Genomic DNA, 15,112 nt, shown 5'->3' with positions numbered 1-15,112 from the left:
TCCTAATCAGTGAGCAGGAGTGAGTCTTGGACCCACGTTCCGGCACTGCGCGCATCCCGAACGGTTTTGGGTGCGCTGGTCGCCCGCGTTCTCGTGGTCCCCGTTCGGGCGCGCAGCTCGCGGCTACGGTCCGTGACGGGGCGGCGGGTTTCCTCACGCCCCCGGATGCCCGATGGGGCCTGGACGGTCCGATGCCCACGACGATCGCTCCGGTCGTCGTGGGGCGGTGTTGTCCGTCGCCGGATCGGGTGTCCGAGGGCGCGTCGCCCGATCGCGACAGCAGCGCTGTCGTGTCGGGTGGTCTTACGGGTGGGTGTCGTGAACGGCTTCTGCCAGTGCTGCGCGCCCCATCGGGAGGTGTAGGCGGGGTCCACGGCGACGATGACCATGTCCAGCTCGGCGGCCATGGAGACGAGCCGGGCACGAAGCTTTCCGGTGGGGAGGCCGGAGATGAGCTGCCGGAACCGCTTCTTGCGGCCGTGTTTCTCACGGGTGGTCTCGGCGGTGAAGTCCAGGTTCTCCAGGCCGATCGCGGCCACGCCGGACCGCTTGGCCCAGTGCAGCAATTGGCTGATGGCGTGGCGGATCTGCGCATCGCGGTGGCTTGCGGTGCCGGAAAGGTCGTAGGGGAACCGCGCGGGGTCACCGACCGGGTTGCCGTGCGTGTCGAGACGCCAGCACGCGAAGTGGTCGGCGTTGGTGTCCACCCCGACCATCCCGGCCGCGCGGGCCGCCTCCAGCGGCATCGTCCGCACTACCGGCCGGGTCCAGGACGCGTCCAGGTACCAGCGCCCGCGTTCCACGTCCAGGTGGATGCGGTACGCCACCGCCAGGTTGCCCTCGATCCGGTCGGCCCACTCGGTGCCCCGGTGCGCGAATGCCACCTTCGCGGCCAGGACGTACCGGCCGCTGGTGGCGTTCGCATGCTCGGCGAGCGGCGCGGGCAGCTTGATCGACACCTCACCGTCCGGGGTGACCCGGATCGTCTCGTTGCCGAACCGCTTGCCCGACTCCCCGTCAGCGGACAGGAACCAGCGGGACGCCTCCCACCGCTTTCGCCAGCCGGCTTCAGTGAGACCGGCGGCGGCCAGGTTGTGCCGGGTGTTCAGCATCCGCCCACCGCGCGCCACATGCACGCGACCGGCCTCACCATCGGCCCGGGCGGCCGCGTACCGCTCCTCCAGCGCCGCGAGCCGACGGGACTTGACGAACCACTCGTGCCTGGAGCGGTAGCCACCGGGTACGCGCTTGGTGCCCTTCTGCCCGACCGGCAGCGACAGCCGGTGGCGCAGCATTCGGATGCCCGTGTCCAACGAGTCCAGGTACGCGGCCTGCCCACGCCGGGCCAGCGCCCACTGGTCATGCGTCGCTTTCGTGACCGAACCGGCCCAGCGAGACGACGACTCCACGGTCAGGTCACGTTTACGCGCGGCCCACGTCTCCTTACCGTGCTCCAGCCCGTCCGCGCAGCGCGCCTTCAGGTCCCGCGACGCCAGAGCACCCATATGCCCGCCGACCAGCCGCAGCACCTCCTCATCCTCGGGCGTAAGGCCCCTGAGACGGTCACGGACCGTCACACCCGACGGGCCAAGGGAAACGAACGGCGCGTCGATCCGCCTGAGCTTCCTCTTCGGCCCGGTCACGTCATCCCCCTCCCCGTCAGTGCCACCACCCTCACACACACCACCGACAGACGTCCCATCGATCCGACAATCCGTCATCGACAACAAACTCATGGACACCTATGGGCACCAAAACGACCTCAATCCACAGCAGTTCACAACCCCCTTTCTCGACCTTTCGTAGGAGTAGCCGCCATGACCCAGCTCATCGCCCCACCCGTCCCCACCGCCCCCGCCGACGCGCTCGGCGGACCCTGGCCGGCCTCGGCGCGGCCCGGTCCGGGCGGCGAGGTGCTGGTCGGCGGGGTCGGGCTGGCCGAGGCCGCCGAGCGGTTCGGCACCCCGCTGTACGTCCTGGACGAGGGCGAGGTGCGCGCCCGGGCGCGGGCCTACCGCCGGGCGCTGCCGCACGCCGACGTGCTGTACGCGGCCAAGGCCTTCCTGTGCAGTGCGATGGCCGAGTGGGTCGTGGAGGAGGGGCTGGGCCTGGACGTCTGCTCCTCGGGCGAGCTGTGGTTGGCCGTCTCGGCCGGGTTCCCGGCGCAGCGGATCCTGCTGCACGGCAACGCCAAGTCCCCGGAGGAGCTGCGGTTGGCGCGGCGGCTGCGGGTCGGGCGGATCGTCATCGACGGCCCGGCCGAGATCGCCCGGCTCGCGGCGCTGGTGGCTGCCGACACCCCGCAGAAGGTGCTGGTCCGGGTCGTCCCCGGGATCGCCGCCGGACACCACGCGGCGGTGCGAACCGGCATCGGCGGGCAGAAGTTCGGCTTCCCGATCGAGGGCGGCGACGCGGCCGACGCGATCGCCCGGGTGCTTGACCAGCCCGGCCTCGAACTGGCGGGCCTGCACTGCCACCTGGGCTCGCAGATCACCGAGGTGGAACCGTACCTGCGGGCGGTGGACGCCCTGGTACGGCTGCTCGCCGAGGTCCGGGAGCGGCACGGCGTGGAACTGCCGGAGCTGGACCTCGGCGGCGGCCACGGCATCCGCTACCTGCCCGGGGACGCGGAGTTGGACCTCGCCGAGTTCGCCGTCCGAGTCACCGACCGACTGGCGGTGCGCTGCGCCGAGGCGGACTTGGAGGTACCGCGCCTGGTGGTCGAGCCGGGCCGTGCCATCGCGGGACCGGCCGCCGTGGCGGTCTACCGGGTGCTGTCTCTCAAGCACACCGCCGACGGCAGCTGCTTCGTCGCGGTGGACGGCGGGATGAGCGACAACCCGCGCCCGGCGCTGTACGGATCGCCCTACAGCGTACGGTTGGTGGGGCGCCGCTCGGACGCTGGCACGGCCCGCATGGACGTGGTCGGCCGCCACTGCGAGGCCGGCGACGTGCTGGTGCGCGACGCGGTCCTGCCCGCCGACCTGCGCCCGGGAGACCTGCTCGCGGTACCCGCCGCCGGCGCGTACCAGCTGTCGATGGCCTCGGGCTACAACCTGGTCGGCCGCCCGGCCGTGGCGGCGGTGAAGGACGGGCGCGCCCGCCTGCTGATCCGCCGCGAGACGGTCGAGGACTTCCGTCTGCGCGAGGTCGGCCGCTGAGCGGGCCCGGCCGACTTCCCGCGCGCCGTCCCGGGATAACGGAAGTGCCAAGATCCCGCGAGGCCCGGCCGTCCCCGCTACGCTCCGCCGCATGGGCGGAGTGGATGTGGTCAACGGCGTTGCCGGCGCCGTGATCGGGATGCTGTTCGCGGTGCTGTTCCAACAGCCCTTGCAGGACGCATGGTTCAAGGTACGCCGGCGCTCGGTCGGCGCGGTGCGAAGCCTTCGGTCCAGGTCGGAGTCGAGTCCGTCATGGACGACCTTCTCGCTGGGGCCGCTCCACACCTCGGCGCTGATCGTCGAGGGCGACGGCGAACACCCCATCCCCGCCGAGGGCGTTCACATCCAGGTCCTCGACGGCGAGACCAGGCTCCCGGGCGAGATAGCGCACTGGTGGGACGAGATAGCGGCCGAGAGCAGCCGGCTCCAGGAAGAGGGCCGGACGCCGGTCTGGAACGGTCTCCGGTACGCGGTCGAGTCGCTCGACATCTCCCGGACGCCCGTCGAGGAGCATCCCGAGGTCCGCCTGCGACTGCGGCCCACGGACTACTACACCTTCCTCGCGGCCCAGCAACTCGACCGTCGGACGCCCGACGGATCCACCCTGCGGTCCCGCTACCTCGACCCCGATCGCCCGCTGGAAGCGCCGGCGTTCCTGCAGTGCAGCCTGGGTGTCAACGTCGCCGTGGTGACCGCCGACGACATGCTGGTCGTCAGTCAGCGGAGCAACCGGGTCCGGATAGCGCCGGGCACCTGGAACTCCTCCGTCAACGAGGGCGTGTCACGGCAGATCGACTCGTCCGGCAGGAGTGCACCGGTCCTCCACGCGGTCGCCCGGCGCGGCATGCGGGAGGAACTGTCGCTGGAGCCGCACGAGTACTCGCTCGAACTCCTGGCCTTCGTGCTGGACGTGGAGAAGCGCCACTGGAGCGCCCACTTCTACGCCCGCCTGAACGAGCTGACCCGCCAGGGCCTCCAGGACCGGCTGAGCCGAGGGGTCGCCGACCGGTGGGAACACGAGACCATCGACTACGTCCCCTTCCGCGCTGCCACGGTGGCGGGATACCTGCTCCACCCCGACCGCATCCACCGCTGGGCCCCGGCGGCCCCGGCACTGTTCCACCTGGCGCTGGTCCACGTCCACGGGCGAGCGACGGTCGAACGGGCCGAGGCCCAGGCCGTTCGACGCTACCGCGCATGACGAGCTGGGGCCTGAGCATTGCGCGAGAAGTCGGCCGAGCCGACTTCTCGCGCAAGTGTGTTCAGGTGCTGGGCAGTTCGCCCGCCTTGATGGCGGCGACGAAGGCCGTTCACGCGCCGTGGCGAACAGGGACCGACCGGAGGCCAAGCCGCTGTACGCCGCGCACTGTCGTCCGATGCCGCGGGCGAGCCGGGTGTCTCGACGAGGCGGGAACGGAGCGCGCGGACGCTACCGCCCGGTGTAGGTGAACTCGTCCGCCGGGCTCTTGGGAGAGGTGGCCTGGCCGACCTTCACGGTGATGTCAACCGTCTGGTGGACGTCGAGCAGACCGGGCGCGGTCGCGATGATCTGGCCGGTGTTGACGAACCTGACCGAGTCGGATGCCTTGTCCTTGAAGTACACGGTGGCGCCCTGGGCGAAGCCCTCGCCGCTGATGGTGACCGGGGTGCCGACATTTCCGCTGGTCGGGCTGACCGCACTGACCACCACGGGCGGGGGTCCGCCATAGGCGAACTGCCCCATCGCGACGGCCGGGGAAGTGCCGAGGGTGTTGGTGACGCGGACGTGGACGACGCCGGTGTGGACGACGCCGGTTCCGTCGGGGACCTGAGCGGTGATCTTGATGCCGGAGGGGTCGATGGTGAACGTGGTGCAGGCGAATTGGTCGAAGTCGACCACGCTGTCCGGACTGAAGCCGGTGCCGTTGATGGTCACCGTGTCGCCCGCTTTGCCGAAGGAAGGGGTCACGTTCGTCACCTCCGGCCTGGGAGGGAGGTCAGGCGCCCCCACCAGGTCCAGGTAGGTGTCGTTGGCGTGCTGGAAGGCGACCTGGCCGAGGAAGTCCTGGGTGGTCTTGTTGACCAGGCTCTTGTTGAGGCTCGTGTATCCGGTGTTCATCAGGCAGAGCGTGCCGGGTTGGACGTAGACGTTGCCCTTGGTGCTCTGGGCGAACGTCCCGATGAGCAGCTTCACCTCGTCGGTCGCCTGCGGTCCCGGGCTCGGGTACCAGCCGGCGGTGGTGTCGAGATCTGCCCACGCGTGCGGTACCAGGTCGTAGGCGTTGTTCTGACGCTCGTCGATGACCCACGACAGGGAGTTGAAGTAGTCGACGAAGCTCTGCACGCCGGCAGTGGGAGCGGCATAGGTGATCACCGCGAACTTCGGCTGTTTCTTCCAGGTCTTCGCCTGTGCCTGCAGGTACGGCGCGAGCATGCTGGCGATGCAACCGCCGAGGCTGTGACCGGTCAGGTAGACGGTCGGCTGCGGCGAGGTGGGCGCCGCCTGGATCGCGGCGGCGAGCGCCTGGACGAGCGTGAGGTTCGGGGAGGGCGAGGCGATCGAGACGGCGTTGGCAACCCGGTCGAACGCATCCTTCGCCCCCTTGGAAACGTAGGGCTTCGGCGATCCGCTCTCGGGGAACGGGACGACTTTGCCGACCTCGATGTCCTCGAAGATGTCGGTCCAGTCGGCGTCGGTTCCGCGGGCGGCCACGGCGAACTCGTTCGAGCCGTTGGTGCTCTTCGCGATGTAGGCCATGTTGGCGTTGGCGTCGCTCAGGGCGAGCCACACCAGCTGCCACGCGCCCTGCGTCGCGAGGGAGGGATCGCTCAGTTGCGCGTTGATGCCGGTGATGATCCGTGCGGTCTGGTGCTCCAGGCTTTCCCCGGACGGACGCGGGGTGGCCCCGGTGGACGCAAGGGCAGCCAGGGTCATGGTCACTTGGGCGATTGTCGGATCGGGTGCCATCGTCGTTCCTGCTCCTCGGATGTTGTGCCGGTGCGGAGGCGGGACGGCCTTTCGGCAGCATCAGGGCAGGCCTGTGCCGAACCGACCGTCAGAATGGATCGCGCACAATCAGACCTCCCGCCCGCACCGTCCGGTGCTTTTCCTGCCTGCAGGTTGACCAGGTTCACCTCGTTGGCCGTCCGTCACACGCGTGTGCGGTTGCCGAGTCGGGTGTGCACTGATAACGGATCGGTCTCGGAGCCCGCTCGCCACGTGCGCAGGGGTTGACGGCGTGCGGCGGGCAGGCGTTTGCTGGCTCCCGCTCGTGCGAACCTGTTGGGTTCTGCTTTGTTTTGTGTGTTTGAACGTTCAAACTGAACGTCGCCCCGCAGCACTCCCTTCCCTCCCTTGCCCTCCTGCGTCGCCCACAGAGAGGAATGCAATGTCACACCTTTCCCGTCGAGACCTGCTCCGCACCTCCGGGGCCGGCCTGCTGGCCCTGGCCGCCGGCGGCACCCTCGCGGCCTGCGGATCGTCCGGCTCGGGTGGCGGTTCGGGCGGGGACGCCGACACCGGCACCGTCACCGTCTGGTCCTGGGCCACGGCCGCCGCCGCCCTGCGTGGAGTCGTCCCGGCCTTCGAGAAGGACAACCCCGGCATCAAGGTCGACGTGCAGGACATCGGCAACCCGGCCATCTGGGACAAGATCACGGTCGGCCTCGCGGCCGGCGGCCAGGGCCTCGGCGACGTCCTGCACATCGGCTGCGACTACCTGCCCGGCTACCTGGAGAAGTTCCCCGGCGGCCTCGCCGACCTCTCCGCCTACGGCGCCGACGCGCACAAGGACACGTTCGCCAAGGGCCTGTGGCCCGTCGTCACCGGCAAGGACGGGCACGTCTACGCCATGCCCTGGGAGGTCAACCCGCTGGGCTTCTTCTACCGCAAGGACTACTTCGACAAGGCGGGCATCGACCCCACCGCCCTCGCCACCTGGGACGACCTGATCGCCGTCGCCGACCGGTTCAAGGCCGCCAACCCGGGCATCTCCCTCATCGGCATCAGCAAGGCCGCCAACCCGGCCCCCGACCTGGACTTCCTGCAGTCCCTCATGCAGCTCCAGGGCGCGTTCTACTTCGACCTCCAGGGCAGGATCACCCTCGCCTCCGAGCCGGGTGTGCGGGCCCTCACCACCATCAAGCGCCTGGAGGACGCCGGACTGATCGCCGACGTCCCCGGCGACCAGGGCTGGGCCACCGCGATGAAGGCGGGCAAGCTCGCCGTCGCCCCGACGCCCGCCTGGGCCGCGCACTACCTGGAGTCCAAGTTCGCCGACCAGACCGGCAACTGGCGCCTCGCCAAGCCCCCGGCCGTCACCCCGGGTGGCAAGCGCACCGCCCTGGTCAACTCCACCCACCTGGCCGTCTCCGCCGCCAGCCCGCGCCGCCGCGCCGCCTGGAAGTTCGTCGAGTACGCGCTCACCCGCCCCGACTCCGTCAACAGCATGTTCGAGGCCGGCGGCGTCTTCCCCGCGCTCACCGCGGCCTACACCGGCCCGATGTACGCCGCGCCCCACCCGTACTTCGGCGGCCAGCCCGTCCTGAAGACCTTCGCCGACCTGGCCGTCGACGGCGGCGACCCGACCAACTACTCCGGCGACTACGCCCGCGCCCTCAAGCTCGCCGGCGACGCCCAGACCAAGGTCTTCCTCAAGGGCGGCGACCCCGCCGCCGTCCTCCAGGACGCCGCCAAGCAGCTCGCCCAGCAGACCGGACGCGGCATCGCATGACCGCCGCCGCCCAACCCGTCGTCCTCGCCGAGAAGGCCGCACGGACCCGCCGCCGTCCCCAGTGGCGCCGCACCGCCCTGCCGTACCTGCTGCTCGCCCCCGCCCTGGTCACCTTCGGCGTGTTCAAGGCCTACCCGATCGTCGACTCGCTGCTGCTCTCCTTCACCACCGGATCCGGCACCGCCACCCGCGCCGCCGGACTCGCCAACTACCGCCGCCTGCTGGACGATCCGCTGTTCTGGACGGCCCTGCGCAACACCGGCGAGATCCTCGTCGTGCAGGTTCCGCTGATGCTCGGCCTGGCCCTGCTGATGGCCGTCGGCATCAACTCCGCCCTGGTGCGCTGGCGCGCCGTGTGGCGACTCGGCGTCTTCATGCCCGCCGTCACCGGCCTGGTCGCCACCGGCGTGATGTTCGCCTTCCTGCTCAGGACCGACGACGGCGCGGTCAACTGGCTGCTCGACGCGGTCGGCCTGCCCACCGTCGACTGGCTCGGCCAGCCGTTCTGGGCCCGGATGTCGGTCGTCCTGGTGCTCACCTGGCACTACACCGGCTACAACGCCGTCATCTACCTGGCCGGTCTGCAGTCCATCCCCCGGGAGCTGTACGAGGCCGCGATGGTCGACGGCGCCGGACCGATCCGCCGCTTCACCGCCGTCACCGTCCCCGCGCTGCGTCCGGTGCTGCTGTTCACCGTCGTGCTGTCCACCATCGGCACGCTCCAACTCTTCGACGAGCCATACGTGTTGACCGGCGGCGGCCCGGACAACGCCACCCTGACCGTGTCCATGTACCTGTACCAGAACGGCTTCCGGTACTTCGACTTCGGCTACGCCTCCGCCATCGCCTACGCGCTCACCCTGCTGGTGTCCGTGCTCGGCGCGGTCCAGATGCGCCTGATGGGGGACAAGGACAGATGAACCTCAGGAAACTGCGCGGCTGGCCGCTGACCTTCCTCCTCGCCGCCGTCACCGGCCTGTCCATCGGTCCGTTCTACTGGCTGGTGATCGCCACCACCCGGAAGGACACCGATATCTTCGACTGGCCGCCCGCACTGCTCCCCGGGGGCCACCTCGGCGACAACCTGGACCGGCTCCAGCGCCGGATCGGGCTGCTCCGGGTGATCGGAAACTCGTTGCTGGTGGCCGGAGTCCAGACGGCCGGCGCGCTGATCGTCGCGCTGCTCGCCGGCTACGCCTTCGCCAAGTTCCGCTTCCGCGGCCGCACCCTGCTCTTCGCGCTGCTGCTCTCCACCCTCGTGGTGCCCGAACAGGTCATGCTGGTACCGCTGTTCAAGATGATGATGAGTTTCGGGCTGCTCGACTCCTACCAGGCGATCATCCTGCCCGGCCTGTGCGTGCCCTTCGCGATCTTCCTGATGCGCCAGTCGCTGAGCGGCCTGCCGGACGAACTGCTCGACGCCGCCCGGGTCGACGGCGCCGGCGAGTTCCGGGTGCTGTGGAGCGTCGTCGTCCCGGTCATGCGGCCGGTCCTGGCGGCTCTCTCGATCTTCCTGTTCCTGGGCTCCTGGAACCAGTTCGCCTGGCCGCTGATCGCCCTGCGCAGCCCGGACATGCACACCCTGCCGGTGGCCCTCGCGACCCTGTACGGCAACAAGAGCACCACCGACTACGGCGCGATCCTCGCCGGCACCGCGCTGTCCACCCTGCCGATGATGGTCCTCTTCCTGGTCCTCCAGCGGCAGTTCATCTCCGGCCTGCTGGCCGGCGCCACGAAAGGCTGAGCATGTCCGAGACCTCGAACGACATCTGGGAACCGCACGCCCCCGCCGTCGCCGGCGGTCTGCGCCCGCTGTCCGCGCAGGGCCTGGACCTGAGGGCGAGCGGCGCGGCCACCGTCCGCGCGGTCGCCGACGGAGTGGTCGAGGTGAGCGCCGAGAGCCCGGGGGACGTGCGGATCGAGTGGCGGGTCCCCTGCGTGGACGCCACCGCCTTCTGGACCCCCGAGCCGCGCGGCACCGGCTGGCTGCCCGCCGCGTGGAGCGCCCCGCGCCGTACCGGCCTCGCGGCCGGCGCGCCGATCGCCGCACTGGTCGGCACCGGGGACGTCGCGCTGTGCGCCTTCGCCGCCGAGCGCCCCGACGTGCTGGCCGGGGCCGGAGTGGTCGAGGAGACCGGTGAGTTCCGGTTCTGGGCCCAGGCCGAGGGCCGGCTCACCGTACGGATCGACACCTCGGGGCGGCACTTCGCCCGCTGCCTGGCCGACCTCGCCGCCTGGTGGGGCAGCGGCCGCACCGCCGACATCCCCGAGGCCGCCCGCCGCCCCGCCTACTCCACCTGGTACTCGATGCACCAGGACATCACGCCCGAGGGCGTCGAGACCCAGGCCGCGCTCGGCAAACAGCTCGGCCTGGACGTGATCATCGTGGACGACGGCTGGATGACCGCCGACCGCACCCGCGGCTACGCCCACTGCGGTGACTGGGAGCCGGTCTCACTGCCCGACACCGCCGCCCACGTCCGTCGGGTGCACGAGCTCGGCGTGCGCTACCTGCTCTGGTACGCACTGCCGTTCATCGGCAAGGACAGCGCCGCCTACCGGAAGATCGGACACCACGCCCTCGCCGACGTCGCGCACCTGGGCGCGATCGTCGCCGACCCGCGCTATCCCGAGGTCCGCGACTTCCTCACCGAGCGGCTCGCCCGCGCCGTCGAGGAGTGGGGCATGGACGGCCTCAAGATCGACTTCGTCGACTGGTTCGTCCGCGCCGAGCCCCCCGCCGCCGGCCCGGAGGCGGACTGCGCGGGCGTGGACGAGGGCGTGGAGCGCTTGCTCGCCGCCATCCGCGGCCGGATCACCGCCGCCGACCCCGAGGCGATGGTCGAGCACCGCCAGCCGTACGTCAGTCCGGGCCTGTGGCCCTACGTCACCATGATCCGCGCCACCGACTGCCCGCTCGGCCCGCAGGAGAACCGGCAGCGGACCGTCGACCTGCGGCTCGCCGCCGGACCCGTCCCGGTCCACTCCGACATGCTGATGTGGCACCCGGCCGAGCCGCCGGAGCAGATCGCCTGCCACCTGATCAACGTGCTGTTCTCGGTGCCGCAGGTGTCCGTCGACCTCGCCGCCCAGAGCACCGCCCAGCGGGAGACGATCGCCTTCTGGCTGGGCGTCTTCCGCGCGCACCTCGACACCCTGCAGCTCGGCGAGCTGCGCCCGGCCCGTCCGGACCTCGGGTACCCGATGGTCACCGCCCTCGGCGCCGGGACCGTCGTGGTGGCCCGCTACGCAGCCCTGCCGGTGGACGCCGCGGGTACGGGCTGGCGCACCCTCATGGTGGCCAACGCCGACGCCGACCCGGACGTCCGGCTGACCGGCGGCAGCGGGACGGCCGCGGTCACCGTGCAGGACGCCCGGGGGCGTATCGTCCGGCAGGGTGAGGTCGAGCTCGACCGGGCGCAGGAGATCCCCGTACCCCGCGGCGGGCTGCTGACGCTGCGCCGCCCCTGACCACCCCGATCACCGGCCTGGAGGACGGCATGCCCGAGGGACCACGCCGACCGCGGCGCGGCGCCACCACCATCGAGGAGGTCGCCCGCGCGGCCGGGGTGTCCCGGCAGACCGTCTCCAACGCGCTCAACGCCCCGCACCGGGTCCGACCGGCGACGCTGGCGCGGGTGACCGCGGCGATCCGCGGACTCGGCTACCAGCCCGACCAGTCGGCCCGCTCGCTGCGCAGCGGCGCCCGGCGCACCATCGGCTACCTCGCCCCGGTGGACGACCCCTTCGACCCCAACCCGCTGATGGCCGGCTTCCTGGAGGCCCTGGTCGACGCGGCCGGGGCCCGGGGACAGCGGGTGCTGCTGTTCCGGCCCGTCCCGCCCACGGCGGATCCGTCGGCCGCCGTCGACGAACTGGTGGCGGCCCGCCAGGTCGACGGGCTGGTTCTGGCGGACGTGGTCCGCGAGGACGCCCGGGTCGGGCACGTCGCCCGGCTCGGCGTCCCGTTCGTCACCTTCGGCCGGACGGGGCCCGGTGAGCCGCAGCACTGGGTGGACGTCGCCAACGACGCCGCGATGGCCGCCGTGGTGCGCCACCTCGCCGCGCTCGGCCACCGGAGGATCGGCTACCTCGGGGCCTCCGAGGACCTGCCCTGGATGGCGGCGCGGCGGGCGGGCTTCCTCGCGGAGGCCCGTCGGCTGGGGCTGTCCGCCCTCGTGGCCGCGGGCCCGGAGACGGCCGCGGGCCCGGAGACCGCGGCGGTACGGGCGCTGCTGCGCGGGCCCGACCGGCCGACCGCCGTCGTGGCGGGCAGCGACCTGCTGGCACTGGACGTGTACGAGGCGGTGCGGGCGGAGGGGCTGACGGTCGGGCCGGGCGGGGTCGCCGTCACCGGTTTCCACGACACGCCGCTCTGTCGCCATCTCCATCCGGCGCTGACCTCGGTCCGGCTGCCGCTGCAGGCGATCGCCGTCTCGCTGGTCGGGCGGCTGCTGGACCAGGTGCGCGGGCAGCCGGCGCCGACGGCGGGGGTGGAGTTGGCCGGCGAGCTGGTGGCGCGGGGGAGTTCGGGTCGACCGGCCGCCGCGCCCCGGCGCGCGGTCCCGCGCGAGTCCGTCGACACCGGCCCCGACACCGCGTGAGAGGTCGGGCCGGCCGACTTCTCACGCACGACGTCGCCCCGTCGGGCAACGGCTCGACGGGGCGACGTGCGGTCAGTCGAGGGGACTCACCCGGTGTGGGCGGCGCTGACCAGGTCGGGCAGCAGGTTCGCCGCGTTGGGAGTGCCGAGACCGGTGATCGGGTCCCAGCCGGTGGTGGCGGGGTAGCCCGGCACCGTCGGGTCGGCGGTGTTGTTGCCGAGGGTGACGTCGTTGAAGTCGGCCGCGTACTTGGCCGGGTCGGTGCTCAGCTTGTACAGGGCCGGGTTGATCTGGCCGAGGCCGCCGCCGTTGATCTGGTCCGCGATCGAGACCAGGCCGGCCCACTGCGGGCAGGAGAGCGAGGTGCCGCCGATGTCGTACCAGCCGGTGCTGCACGGCGTGCCACCGCAGTTGAGGCCGGAGGAGCCGTCCGGCGGCAGCGACAGGTAGACCAGCGCGCCGGTGCTGGAAGCGGCCTGCAGGGACACGTCCGGCACGCCGCGCTTGGCGCCGATCGGGGTGGAGCCGGCGGGCAGCGCCGACTGGTAGGCGGGCTTGTCGAAGACCTGGCTGAACCCGCCGCCCGCGTTGGTCCAACCGACCTCACCCGCACCGGGGTTGGCCTGGCACTTGCCCGGGTTGTCGGCGCTGTCCACGGTCCGGCCGCCAGTCGCGTCGGGGTCGGTGCACAGGTACGTGCCGCCGACGCCGGTCACCAGCGGGTCGGAGGCCGGCCACTCGACCGACGGGTACGGGAGGGTGGTGCCGCCCGACTTCACCGGGGTCTTCACCGAGCCGGCCGTGCCGTTGTCGCCGGAGGAGCCGAGCACCGTGACGCCGTTGAGGGCCGCCGACTTGAAGGCGTGCCGCAGGGGCTCGATCGACTGGGGGCTGCCGAAGGCCCCCTCGGCGGAGGCGAAGGACTGCGAGATGACGTTCGCCAAGTGGTGGTCGACGACGTACTGTTCGGCGTTCATCAGGGCGGGGAAGCCCTGGACGCCGAGCGTCTCCGCGGTGGGCGTGGAGACCAGCAGGATGTTGGCACCCGGGGCCATCGCGTGCGCGGTCTCGACGTCGAGCGCGACCTCGAGTGCCCAGGCGGCCTTGTTCTCCTGGCCGGTGCCCTGGCTGGTGGACGGCGGCGCGGTGGTGCCCGGCGAACCCTGGACGTGCAGCTCGCTGAAGGTCGGCATGCCCGGCTGGCAGGTCACGCCCTCCTCGCCGCACATCGCGTTGACGCCGAACGCCTGGTCGAAGACGTGCAGGTCGTGCGCCATGGTGTCGCTGCCGTACGAGTCGAAGATGGCGATCGTCTGGCCGCGGCCGTCATAGCCGTTGGCGTACAGCGGGCCCAGGTTGTAGGCGGCCCGGATCGCCTGCGGGCTGAAGCAGCGGCGGCCCGCACTCGCGCACTGCGTCTGGGTGGGGGGAGTGGCGCCGGTCGACACCTGGGCGAAGTCGGCCACTGTGGGGTGCGCCACCGGGTAGCCGGTGGCCACGGCGCTGCCGACCGTGGGGACGGCGAGCGCGCCGGAGGCCGCGAGGGCCAGGCTGCTCACCCCTGCCAGGAGCATGCGGCGTATCGTTGATGCCTTCAAGTAGTCCTCCATGAGGGTTGGTTGGGGGACGTCGGCGGGTGACCCGGGTCGGATCGAACGGCCCGGGTACGTGGGGGCGTCCGGGACGGAAGGTCACGGACGGGCGCGAGTGTAGGCCTGGGAGTGGCCCGGCCTCAATGGCCCGGCGGACGCCGGATCGGCAGCCGTTCTCGCACACCGTGCCCCGGCGGCCCGCCCGAAACCCGTTCGGGTGAACGGCCGCCCGGTTGCTTCGTCCACAGCCGTCGACCCGTCAGGCTGGGCCGCGAATCCGTGGGAACCCCTGAGGAAGGACGGCCGATGGCTCGCGCGCTGATCGTGGTGGACGTGCAGAAGGACTTCTGCGAGGGCGGAAGCGTCCCGGTCGGCGGAGGCGCCGACCGGGCCCGGGCGATCGCCGAGTTGGTCCGGGGCCCGGAGCGGGGCGGCTGGGCGCGCGTGGTCGCCACGCGGGACCACCACATCGACCCCGGCGGCCACTTCTCCGAGCGCCCGGACTTCCGCGACTCCTTCCCGGTGCACTGCGTGGTCGGCACCGAGGGCGGCGAGTTCCACCCCGCCTTCGCGCCCACCGTCGAGGCCGGCCTGGTGGACGAGGTGTTCTTCAAGGGCGCCCACTCGGCGTCCAAGAGCGGCTTCGAGGGCTTCACCGCGGCCGGCACCCGGCTCGCCGACTGGCTGCGCGACCAGGGCGTGGAGGCGGTTGACGTGGTCGGCATCGCCACCGACCACTGCGTCAAGGCCACTGCCCTGGACGCGGTCAAGGCCGGCTTCGACACCCGGGTGCTGCTGGATTACACGGCGGGCGTGGCGACCGACACCACGGAAGCCGCGCTCGCCGAACTGAGCGGCGCGGGCGTCGATCTGACGGGCGCGCCGGTCGTGCTCTCCTGAGCGGGCGGCCGGTGACCGGCAGCACACCGGCACCGGCCGTCAACGCCGCTTTCAGCATCAACTGAGCGCGACGCCCACGCGCAGGCCGTACACCGGGGAGCCGGGCTGCTGGCTCCAGGAGTCGTCGATCCCGCCGGCGTCCA

General features: G+C 71.7%; 11 protein-coding genes and 1 pseudogene. 8 read left to right on the top strand and 4 right to left on the bottom strand.

Annotated elements, in window-relative coordinates:
• Positions 1-2: 2 nt before the first annotated feature.
• Positions 3-1,643, bottom strand: a complete 1,641-nt coding sequence (locus ACFVWU_RS13690; protein ID WP_387619348.1) for an IS200/IS605 family accessory protein TnpB-related protein — start codon at positions 1,641-1,643, stop codon at positions 3-5.
• A 174-nt stretch (positions 1,644-1,817) separates the two neighbouring features.
• Between ACFVWU_RS13690 and lysA the strand changes: the two genes are divergently transcribed.
• Both lysA and ACFVWU_RS13680 read left to right on the top strand, forming a co-directional pair.
• The gene (lysA, locus tag ACFVWU_RS13685; protein ID WP_387619345.1) at positions 1,818-3,161 is read left to right on the top strand and encodes a diaminopimelate decarboxylase; all 1,344 of its coding nucleotides are present in this window, start codon (positions 1,818-1,820) and stop codon (positions 3,159-3,161) included.
• A gap of 91 nt (positions 3,162-3,252) precedes the next feature.
• Positions 3,253-4,362, top strand: a complete 1,110-nt coding sequence (locus ACFVWU_RS13680; protein WP_387619343.1) for a hypothetical protein — start codon at positions 3,253-3,255, stop codon at positions 4,360-4,362.
• A gap of 228 nt (positions 4,363-4,590) precedes the next feature.
• Here the strand turns inward: ACFVWU_RS13680 and ACFVWU_RS13675 are convergent, their stop codons facing one another.
• Positions 4,591-6,075, bottom strand: a complete 1,485-nt coding sequence (locus ACFVWU_RS13675; RefSeq protein ID WP_387619496.1) for an IPT/TIG domain-containing protein — start codon at positions 6,073-6,075, stop codon at positions 4,591-4,593.
• 454 nt (positions 6,076-6,529) lie between these two features.
• Between ACFVWU_RS13675 and ACFVWU_RS13670 the strand changes: the two genes are divergently transcribed.
• Genes ACFVWU_RS13670 through ACFVWU_RS13650 form a run of 5 tightly spaced genes read left to right on the top strand, consistent with a single transcriptional unit; the run spans position 6,530 to position 12,477 of the window.
• Positions 6,530-7,873, top strand: a complete 1,344-nt coding sequence (locus ACFVWU_RS13670; RefSeq protein WP_387619341.1) for an extracellular solute-binding protein — start codon at positions 6,530-6,532, stop codon at positions 7,871-7,873.
• Complete coding sequence (locus tag ACFVWU_RS13665; protein WP_387619339.1) at positions 7,870-8,793, top strand: carbohydrate ABC transporter permease; 924 nt, start codon at positions 7,870-7,872, stop codon at positions 8,791-8,793. The genes ACFVWU_RS13670 and ACFVWU_RS13665 overlap by 4 nt, the downstream gene beginning before the upstream one ends.
• The gene (locus ACFVWU_RS13660; protein WP_387619337.1) at positions 8,790-9,617 is read left to right on the top strand and encodes a carbohydrate ABC transporter permease; all 828 of its coding nucleotides are present in this window, start codon (positions 8,790-8,792) and stop codon (positions 9,615-9,617) included. The genes ACFVWU_RS13665 and ACFVWU_RS13660 overlap by 4 nt, the downstream gene beginning before the upstream one ends.
• A 2-nt stretch (positions 9,618-9,619) precedes the next feature.
• Entirely contained in the window at positions 9,620-11,344 is a 1,725-nt protein-coding gene (locus ACFVWU_RS13655; protein ID WP_387619335.1) for a glycoside hydrolase family 36 protein, read from the top strand.
• 29 nt (positions 11,345-11,373) lie between these two features.
• Positions 11,374-12,477 (top strand): LacI family DNA-binding transcriptional regulator, encoded by a 1,104-nt coding sequence (locus ACFVWU_RS13650; protein WP_387619333.1) that lies wholly within the window; start codon positions 11,374-11,376, stop codon positions 12,475-12,477.
• An 86-nt stretch (positions 12,478-12,563) separates the two neighbouring features.
• Here the strand turns inward: ACFVWU_RS13650 and ACFVWU_RS13645 are convergent, their stop codons facing one another.
• A complete protein-coding gene (locus ACFVWU_RS13645; protein WP_387619331.1) occupies positions 12,564-14,051 on the bottom strand; it encodes a protease in 1,488 nt (495 codons plus the stop codon).
• Positions 14,052-14,375: 324 nt separating this feature from the next.
• Between ACFVWU_RS13645 and ACFVWU_RS13640 the strand changes: the two genes are divergently transcribed.
• On the top strand, positions 14,376-14,969 hold the full coding sequence (locus ACFVWU_RS13640; protein WP_387619329.1) for an isochorismatase family protein: 594 nt from the start codon (positions 14,376-14,378) through the stop codon (positions 14,967-14,969).
• A 57-nt stretch (positions 14,970-15,026) separates the two neighbouring features.
• Here ACFVWU_RS13640 and ACFVWU_RS13635 read toward each other — a convergent pair.
• Positions 15,027-15,112 (bottom strand): annotated as a pseudogene (locus ACFVWU_RS13635) (NADP oxidoreductase); the annotation flags it as partial.

It is taken from the genome of Kitasatospora sp. NPDC058190 (genome assembly GCF_042883685.1).
Taxonomy (GTDB): Bacteria; Actinomycetota; Actinomycetes; order Streptomycetales; family Streptomycetaceae; genus Kitasatospora.
Note: the sequence above shows the minus strand (reverse complement) of the source record. Positions and strands in the feature narration are given on the sequence as shown.

Coding starts and splice junctions, on each gene's coding strand:
- lysA (WP_387619345.1), top strand. CDS start 1,818: ATGACCCAGCTCATCGCCCCACCCGTCCCCACCGCCCCCGCCGACGCG.
- ACFVWU_RS13645 (WP_387619331.1), bottom strand. CDS start 14,051: ATGCTCCTGGCAGGGGTGAGCAGCCTGGCCCTCGCGGCCTCCGGCGCG.
- ACFVWU_RS13665 (WP_387619339.1), top strand. CDS start 7,870: ATGACCGCCGCCGCCCAACCCGTCGTCCTCGCCGAGAAGGCCGCACGG.
- ACFVWU_RS13655 (WP_387619335.1), top strand. CDS start 9,620: ATGTCCGAGACCTCGAACGACATCTGGGAACCGCACGCCCCCGCCGTC.
- ACFVWU_RS13675 (WP_387619496.1), bottom strand. CDS start 6,075: ATGACCCTGGCTGCCCTTGCGTCCACCGGGGCCACCCCGCGTCCGTCC.
- ACFVWU_RS13680 (WP_387619343.1), top strand. CDS start 3,253: ATGGGCGGAGTGGATGTGGTCAACGGCGTTGCCGGCGCCGTGATCGGG.
- ACFVWU_RS13640 (WP_387619329.1), top strand. CDS start 14,376: ATGGCTCGCGCGCTGATCGTGGTGGACGTGCAGAAGGACTTCTGCGAG.
- ACFVWU_RS13650 (WP_387619333.1), top strand. CDS start 11,374: ATGCCCGAGGGACCACGCCGACCGCGGCGCGGCGCCACCACCATCGAG.
- ACFVWU_RS13670 (WP_387619341.1), top strand. CDS start 6,530: ATGTCACACCTTTCCCGTCGAGACCTGCTCCGCACCTCCGGGGCCGGC.
- ACFVWU_RS13660 (WP_387619337.1), top strand. CDS start 8,790: ATGAACCTCAGGAAACTGCGCGGCTGGCCGCTGACCTTCCTCCTCGCC.